7 protein-coding genes and 1 pseudogene are annotated in these 7851 nt (G+C 28.7%); 5 read left to right on the top strand and 3 right to left on the bottom strand.

What is annotated here, in order from left to right:
* Nucleotides 1-179: 179 nt before the first annotated feature.
* Both QZZ11_RS07860 and QZZ11_RS07855 read left to right on the top strand, forming a co-directional pair.
* On the top strand, nucleotides 180-809 hold the full coding sequence (locus tag QZZ11_RS07860; RefSeq protein WP_292475060.1) for a stage II sporulation protein M: 630 nt from the start codon (nucleotides 180-182) through the stop codon (nucleotides 807-809).
* Between the two features lie 295 nt (nucleotides 810-1104).
* Complete coding sequence (locus QZZ11_RS07855) at nucleotides 1105-1251, top strand: hypothetical protein (protein WP_292475059.1); 147 nt, start codon at nucleotides 1105-1107, stop codon at nucleotides 1249-1251.
* Between the two features lie 155 nt (nucleotides 1252-1406).
* Here QZZ11_RS07855 and QZZ11_RS07850 read toward each other — a convergent pair whose 3' ends face one another.
* The gene (locus tag QZZ11_RS07850) at nucleotides 1407-2042 is read right to left on the bottom strand and encodes a 4'-phosphopantetheinyl transferase superfamily protein (protein ID WP_292475057.1); all 636 of its coding nucleotides are present in this window, start codon (nucleotides 2040-2042) and stop codon (nucleotides 1407-1409) included.
* A 457-nt stretch (nucleotides 2043-2499) separates the two neighbouring features.
* Here QZZ11_RS07850 and QZZ11_RS09325 point away from each other — a divergent pair.
* From QZZ11_RS09325 to QZZ11_RS07835, 3 genes and pseudogenes are all read left to right on the top strand, one after another.
* Nucleotides 2500-2928 (top strand): annotated as a pseudogene (locus QZZ11_RS09325) (CDP-alcohol phosphatidyltransferase family protein); the annotation flags it as partial.
* Between the two features lie 686 nt (nucleotides 2929-3614).
* A complete protein-coding gene (locus tag QZZ11_RS07840; RefSeq protein ID WP_292475053.1) occupies nucleotides 3615-5291 on the top strand; it encodes an FAD-binding protein in 1677 nt (558 codons plus the stop codon).
* Nucleotides 5292-5294: 3 nt separating this feature from the next.
* A complete protein-coding gene (locus QZZ11_RS07835) occupies nucleotides 5295-6005 on the top strand; it encodes a 2Fe-2S iron-sulfur cluster-binding protein (protein ID WP_292475052.1) in 711 nt (236 codons plus the stop codon).
* A gap of 78 nt (nucleotides 6006-6083) precedes the next feature.
* Here QZZ11_RS07835 and QZZ11_RS07830 read toward each other — a convergent pair whose 3' ends face one another.
* Complete coding sequence (locus QZZ11_RS07830) at nucleotides 6084-7064, bottom strand: hypothetical protein (RefSeq protein ID WP_292475050.1); 981 nt, start codon at nucleotides 7062-7064, stop codon at nucleotides 6084-6086.
* A gap of 46 nt (nucleotides 7065-7110) precedes the next feature.
* Nucleotides 7111-7389, bottom strand: a complete 279-nt coding sequence (locus QZZ11_RS07825) for a hypothetical protein (RefSeq protein WP_292475048.1) — start codon at nucleotides 7387-7389, stop codon at nucleotides 7111-7113.
* Between the last annotated feature and the right edge of the window lie 462 nt (nucleotides 7390-7851).

Here is a 7851-nt window from a genome sequence, read left to right as displayed (position 1 = left end):
TACACCAAATAATAAAATATTAAATATGGATAATAAATTATTACTTATTGTATAGTTAATAATTATTTGATAATAGTATTTAAATATTTTGATAAAAAGTATTACTTTTCACACTTTATTCATATGATTTCTACAGAGCCTTAAAAATAAAAAATAATTACAAAGGTGGTGGAATAGTTATGTCATTGAATTTAAAAGATATTTTCGATAAAAACTATTTAAAAGGTTATTTTCACAGAAACAAAAAAATATTCCTGGTAAGCATACTTCTGTTTATTATTTTAGGCTCCATTGGAACTCTAACTAATTCTGATACAATGGGTATAGAATTTCATAAGAGTTTAGAAGGAGACATGCAAAAGAATGTTGATTCGGAATCAGATTATGAGACTTCATTTATAGGATTTCTGGCATTGTTCATTCATAACTTTATCAATGATTTTTCAAGTATCATTGGAGGTTTATTCTTATTTATTCCAACGTTATACATTTCATTTATCAATGCAACAAATATGATAACATTATTTGTTAAAGTAGATCCGTTATTGATTCTGGTGGCAGTGATGCCTCATGGAATATTTGAAATACCATCAAGTATATTTGCAATGGCTGGTGGTTTGATGTTGTTTATCACAGAAATTAATGTGATTAAAGCAATATTTACAAGAAACAGTGTAAAGGAAGCTATAAATGATTCGGATAAATTGATTAAGGATGCAATTATAAGTACAATAATTGTATTCATATTGTTGGTTATTGCAGCATTTATAGAAATATTCATTACACCTTTATTGATGAATATGGTTTAATTCATCTTATTTTTTTTATTTTTTCATGATATTTACATAAACACATGTATATGTACTTAAAAAGTTTATGATTTTAATTATAATTCTTCATTATTTTATAAGGAAATATTCATATAATTTAATGAAATAAAAAACTTTTATTGTTACTGAGTATCCCTTTTTATTATTCTGTATTATAATATTATTTCATTCAAACAAAATTTCTAAAATTAAACATTTCATTAATCTCATATACCTAAAAAGATAAGTTAATCCTTGAAGAAAAATAACATTAACTATGGATTTTGGTGAAAATATGAAAACCTGTAGACTGGAAGTACTTGATGATTCCTATAAAGAAAAAGCAAAGAAGAAAAAATCAAAATCTCTTCCCAAAATAATTTCAATCGCACTTTTTATACTTTTAATTATACTGATTATATTGAAAATATCATTACATTAATCTTGAAGACTAAGGAAAATAAAATTTGTTTGTAAAATTTCTTCAGCAACGATAGAAAAACAGATTGAAGGTATGGATAACTGATTAATATACCATATTCTGTTTTGATGAAATTTTTAACATCCAATAAAAAAAATGTTATCAAATTATATATCCTAATATAATTCTTCCATATCATATCCAAAAATTTTATTCGTGCTTTGATTACATGCAAATGCTATCTTGTAATTATCCACATCAAATAAATTAAATTTAATATTATTTTTATCATTTTTAAGTCTTATATCATTATTATCTATGATTATTTCAAAGGAATCTAATTTTAGATGAAATCCCAGTCCTGTGTACTTCATGTAACTTTCTTTAAGAACCCAGTAGTTAAAAAATTCATTTGAAGAATTATCTGATTCAATTATTCTCCTGTATTCACTGTTAAAGAAGTATAATTTGGCAATGTTTAAATCAATTTCCGGATCATTGTATTCTATGTCTACTCCAACAGGTGTATCAGCTATTGCACATGCAACATATTTGCCGCTGTGTGATACGTTAAAATGGATATCTGAATGATTGCTAATGTATGCCTTACCATATTTTTCAGTTTTGAAAAGGGGATGGGTGATGTTTATTTCATCCAGAAGTTTTTTAAGAAGAAGATACACACCACAACTAAGTTTTTTATCCTTATCAAATCTGTAGCTTGAAATCTTTTTCTGTCTATCTGCTGAAACTAAGGGGTAAGCCTTATTTAAATCTAATTTCTCAACATTACAGTATGCAATTTTTATCATTGTTTAACCTTTAGTGCAAGAGTTCATGTAATCAAAGTGTTTTTAATCTTTACAATTCATCAATATATCTTAATAAATCATAAAAAATATTATTCTCTTCTTATTATTGGACTTTCATAATTCTTTTTCATCATTTAATAAGGATATGATATGCTTGATGCATTAAATAATTCTTGTATTTTCTAAATTATAATTGTCATGTCTCTTGTAAATATATTTATAAATTTTATAAACGATGATATTAAAATTTATAGTTAATATTGAATCATAAGCTAAAAAATCGCTTTGAAACTTCGCATAAATGATTTTAACATACAAAAATAGTATTACTAATTTTAAATATTTTAAGTCAAACAAAAAAATAAATAAGCTATTTCCTATTTAATAGTATTTTATTAACATAATTTTATTAGATATGTTTTAAATAATAATATAATAGAAATATAAGGTTTATATTATGAATTATAAACATATGCCCAATATTTTGTCTTTTTCAAGATTTTTGTTAGCAATTATTTTTGCCTGGTATTTTAATAATTTATTACATTCTAATCAGGAAATTGTTTTTCCTTTGATAGTATTTATTTTAATATTGGTCACAGATTTTCTTGATGGAGTAATCGCCAGAAAGACAGTTAATACTACAGATTTTGGTGCATTGCTGGATGTTAGTGCAGACATGTTTTTTGTTCTGCTTTCATATTTGATTTTAGTGTTGAATCATTTGTTGCACCCCTTATTTATTTTCATATTGATATTTAAGTTTGTGGAGTTTATCTATACTTCCAACAAAAAAGATACCAATAGGAAACTGGTATTTGATACTTTGGGAAAGAACGTTTCAAAGTTCTGGATTCTATTTCCGGGAATCGTTTGCATATTATGTTATTTAAGGATGGATAGTTTAGCAGTGATAATTAATGCTATTGCATTGATTACTGCGATTTTAGCATTATTATCTACCATTACTAGATTAATTGATAGTGGGAAGTAATATGAGTTTTTTAGATAGAATTTCTTTAAGAAAAATTAATTCAATGGTTTTACTGGTAATTATTATTTTACTAGTATGGCATGCCCTCGAATCGCTTTTATACTTGATTGGAATAACTCCTTATTCACCTAGTTTACAGGTTACTGGTAGGAGATTATTTTTATGGGTATCGCTTCATGTAATAATCAGTTTATACTTATTCATTAAGGATAAGTACGTTAACCGAAAATTTAGGAAATATAATAATATTCGTAATGATACTCAAATACAGATTATCAGTGGAATTGCAATTGTAGTTTTTGTTATATTGCATGTTTTAACTTATTCGATTTCACCCGTTAATATATTGAATAATTATATGGTATATATTCATTTTATTATTGATAATTTACTGTTTTGTTCTTTATTAATTCATTTAACGATAAGTATTCCAAAACTGATGGTATCATTTGGTTTTTTAACAGAAGAAAATTCGTATGAGAAGTTTTCGTATAGAATATCAACAGCTTTTAAAATAATATTCATTATTCTGTTGTTTGCAGAGTTGTTATATTATTTGTTATGAGGAGAATGATTACATGGATACAAAAAATGTATTGGTTATTGGTGCAGGATTATCAGGTTTAACCTGCAGCGTCAAGTTAGCTGAGAATGGAAATAATGTTCGTTTGTTTTCACCTTCACCATCCGAAAGATCACAGTCCGTGATGGCAATGGGTGGAATAAATGCTGCCTTAAATAATAAGGGACAGGATGACTCTACAAGTCAACATTACACAGATACGATAAATGGAGGTCAAGAAATAAACAACCACAAGGCAGTTAAAAAATTGACAGATGATGCTCCTGAAATAATTGAATGGCTTGATTCTATTGGAACCAGTTTTACACGGGACGAAAATGGAAATATAGATCAGAGATATTTTGGCGGACAAAAAAAGCAACGAACAGCATATGCGGGAGCACGAACCGGAAAACAGGTATTAACAGCAATCAATACCATGCTTAGAAAATATGAACATGAAAATCTTGTTAAACGTTACATTGGATGGAGATTTCTGTCCTTAATTCTGAACGATATGAGTGAATGTGTTGGTGCAGTATTAATAAATGAATTCACAGAGGAAATACAATCATTTGAAGCAGATTGTGTGGTTATAGCAACCGGTGGGATGAATAAAGTCTTTGGTAAAATATCAGGATCACTTCAGAATGATGCCGGTACAACGGCAAGACTGTTACAGCAGGAGATTCAACTGGCAAACCTTGAAATGATACAGTTCCATCCTACTACAATAAAAACTCCCGTTAAAAGCATGCTTATAACTGAAGCTGCCAGAGGGGAAGGCGGTCGCCTATACACAATTAAAGACGGCGAAAAATGGTACTTCATGGAGGAATGGTATCCGGAACTGGGAGCGTTAATGCCACGGGACGTTGTTTCACGTAGTATTTATAAGGTTTGCAATCAGTTAAATCTTGGAATAAACGGTGAAAACATTGTATATCTGGACGTTTCCTTTTTACCGGAAGAAACTGTTAAGGTAAAATTGGATGAGGTTTATGAGGTATGTACACAATACTTAAATCTGGATCCAACAGTAGATCCTATACCTGTATATCCGGGTATACATTACTTTATGGGTGGAATATTAACTGATGATGCTCATAAAACCAGTATTAAAAACTTATATGCCATAGGGGAATGTTCAGCACAATACCATGGTGCAAATAGGCTGGGTGGAAACTCATTGCTTGGAGCAATACATGGAGGATACATTGCAGCCGAAGAAATAAACAGGCAAACAGTAACTTCCAGTAATAATAACGAAATAATAAGAAAAGAATTGGAAAAACAGATGGAGAAATATGCTCAATGGAAGGATAATCAAACATCCGAGTATACTTCCTCATATACTGTTGAAGAGGAACTGGCCAGTATTATGAATAACGCAATGGGAATATACAGAGATGAAGAAACTTTAAGAGAAGCAATGGGACAATTAGAACAATTGGAAAATGAAAAGATATATTCTCATGAAAGTTACTATGAATATGTTTTAATAAAATCATTAATTCACTTATCAAAGGCATTCCTCATATCCGCCATAAATAGAAAGGAAAGTAGAGGAGCTCATCAGAGAATAGAATATCCTGAAAAAAGTGACAAATACAGGAAAACAACAGTAATACAAGAAAAAAACAATGAAATGATAGTGTCTTTTAATGATACGGATGAAAAGATGGGATGGTAAGATATGGAAACATTAAAAATAACGATTTTAACACAAGAAAATGGTGAAGAAGTAATCAAGGAATATGAATACACTGGCAATCTTAACATCCCGGTAACAACTTTACTGGAAAAAGTAAACCATGGCAATAATACAAAAATTCATTATTCCTCCAGTTGTTTACAGGGATTATGTGGAAGTTGTGCAATGCTAATAAACGGATGGCCAAAACTGGCATGCAAAACCTTCGTTAATGAAGAGGTAATGACAAAATATTTTCATAAAATAACCATAGAACCATTAAGTAAATTTCCTGTTATCAAAGATCTTATTATAGACAGAAGTAAAATATATGAAAACATGAAAGAAGCACAGCAATGGTTAGATGAAAAAGCAAAGATTAATCCTGAACATATTCCGTTTGAATATGAAGTTTCCCAGTGTTTGATGTGTGGATGTTGTCTGGAATCATGTCCTAACTATAATGGGGAAGACAATTTCATGGGAGTGGTATTGCCAGTATCCTCTTCTAAGATTACTGCTCAGGAAACTAGTGATGAAAAACTAAAACTGCATAAACAAATTCATAAAAAACATTTCTATAACGGTTGTGTCAAATCATTGGTTTGTCAGGATGTCTGTCCAATGGAAATACCTACACAAAGAGCAATATCTCAAATGAATTATAAATCAGTCTGGCATCTGTTCCACTTATTTAACAGACAAGAAAAATGATTTGGTATCAGTAAATTGATATTATTTAAAGTTACTATCTTAACAATTTGTAATAAAAAAAAGGTAAAAAAAAGGAGATTAATTTGTATCTTCTACCGCTACAACTTCATTTGTATTTGGTTGTTCAGCAGTATCTGTTTTAACTTCATCGTTTGTTGTTTGTTCGGAATTATTTGTATCAGCTTGATTTGATTCGGTATTGTTTGCTGTATTATTGGTTGTGTTTGTTTGTGTACTGTTTTCTGCAGTATTAACATTTTTATTTTCTGAAGATGGTGCAGGTAGTGTTATTCCATTCCAGGATATTGTTCCATCAGGATTTAATACTAAGTTTGATGTGTCGAATCCTAATCTGTTTAATGATTTTATGAACTCATCGAACGTTATTTCTTCCTCAAGGTATCCTTCTATTAAATCATTGAGTATGATATATTTATCTGCTAATGTTAGTTTGTAAGTATGATGATTATTGCCTCCAAATATGCTATTATGGTTGTTGTTTGTTACTGCCTGTTTTAATTGGGCATTGCTTGTTCTTGCAATAGCATTTTGTGTTCTTTGTGGAAGGTTTTTTATATCCTCATCTGTTATGGTTGATGGGGAATTATTATTTTTAAGATTGTATACTATAATGTATAATGTGTAATATTCATCATCATCCAAATTATTTAAAACAATATATAATTCTTCTTCTGTTGTATTGTTACTGTTTAAATATTTGTTAAATTCTTCAAAGTCATCTTCGTTAATTTCTTTCATTAAATTTAATAGTTGATTATGTTGTTCAGTGTCGAGTGATGTTATCATATCATGTAATGTGCCTATTTCTGCTCTTTTGGTTATATTTTCCGTGGTATTGTTGTTTGTCTGATTTTCTGTATCATTTATTGTAGTATTCTGGTTATAATTTGTTTCGTTTGTATTTTGTGTTGAAACATCATTTTCCACTGAAATGTCATCCGATTGTGATAAACTGCTGTTATCCTGTGCAGCAAGTGATGTTAATCCAGTACACAGTATACTGATTATTAATAATATTGTAATTATTTTCTTATTCAATTAATAATCCTCCGTAAATTTTCTTATTTTAATTGTATAATATTATTTATAAGTATATAATAAAGTAATTTTGGTTTTTATGATTTTTTTTTTGTTGATGGGATAGATTATCCGTTACAGTAGCATTATAATACCGTTGTTTATCTGTGTAGACAATCAATTGTCCGTCAGCATATGTCTGGTTAAAAGTGTTTAGTTCTCCAAGTGTGAGAACATTGTCCTGACTTAACCCAGTATTTTTATGAATAACTTTAAGATAATTATTGTCAATGTTTTTGATTTTTGTGTATTTATTTGCAGGAATTGTCTTTTTATTGTAGGTCATATTCTACCTTTAAAGTCTTATTATCATGGGAGAAAATAAATTTATAATCTTCCTTATTATATTTCTGTGTGGTAAATAGGATTTCACTATTAAAGCTTTTATCTGCATATTTTTCCAATTTATCATATTCGGATTTGAAATAGTTCAAATACTCTTTTACGGATAATTCGGTATTAAAATGGTATCCTATGGCTTTTTTGTTATAAGCTACCAGAATATCCTTTGAAAATGAAAATTTAAGTAAATTAAATATGAATAGTGATAAAATTGTGTTATCACTTGTTAAGTCGTATTTCTTCTTTAATTTTCTGATATTATCTGTGTGTTCTATTGATATACTGGCATACTCTTCATTACCTTTTTCATGTCCGGAGAAATGGTTGTAGGGAAATCAAAAGAATTAATCATTGAATAATATCTTCAGCTTTATTAAAAATCATCAAAATCACTTAAATTATTTAT

Origin of the sequence: Methanosphaera sp. (assembly GCF_016282985.1) — an archaeon.
Classification (GTDB): domain Archaea; phylum Methanobacteriota; class Methanobacteria; order Methanobacteriales; family Methanobacteriaceae; genus Methanosphaera.
Note: the sequence above shows the minus strand (reverse complement) of the source record. Positions and strands in the feature narration are given on the sequence as shown.

Coding starts and splice junctions, on each gene's coding strand:
- QZZ11_RS07835 (WP_292475052.1), top strand. CDS start 5,295: ATGGAAACATTAAAAATAACGATTTTAACACAAGAAAATGGTGAAGAA.
- QZZ11_RS07860 (WP_292475060.1), top strand. CDS start 180: ATGTCATTGAATTTAAAAGATATTTTCGATAAAAACTATTTAAAAGGT.
- QZZ11_RS07850 (WP_292475057.1), bottom strand. CDS start 2,042: ATGATAAAAATTGCATACTGTAATGTTGAGAAATTAGATTTAAATAAG.
- QZZ11_RS07855 (WP_292475059.1), top strand. CDS start 1,105: ATGAAAACCTGTAGACTGGAAGTACTTGATGATTCCTATAAAGAAAAA.
- QZZ11_RS07840 (WP_292475053.1), top strand. CDS start 3,615: ATGGATACAAAAAATGTATTGGTTATTGGTGCAGGATTATCAGGTTTA.
- QZZ11_RS07825 (WP_292475048.1), bottom strand. CDS start 7,389: ATGACCTACAATAAAAAGACAATTCCTGCAAATAAATACACAAAAATC.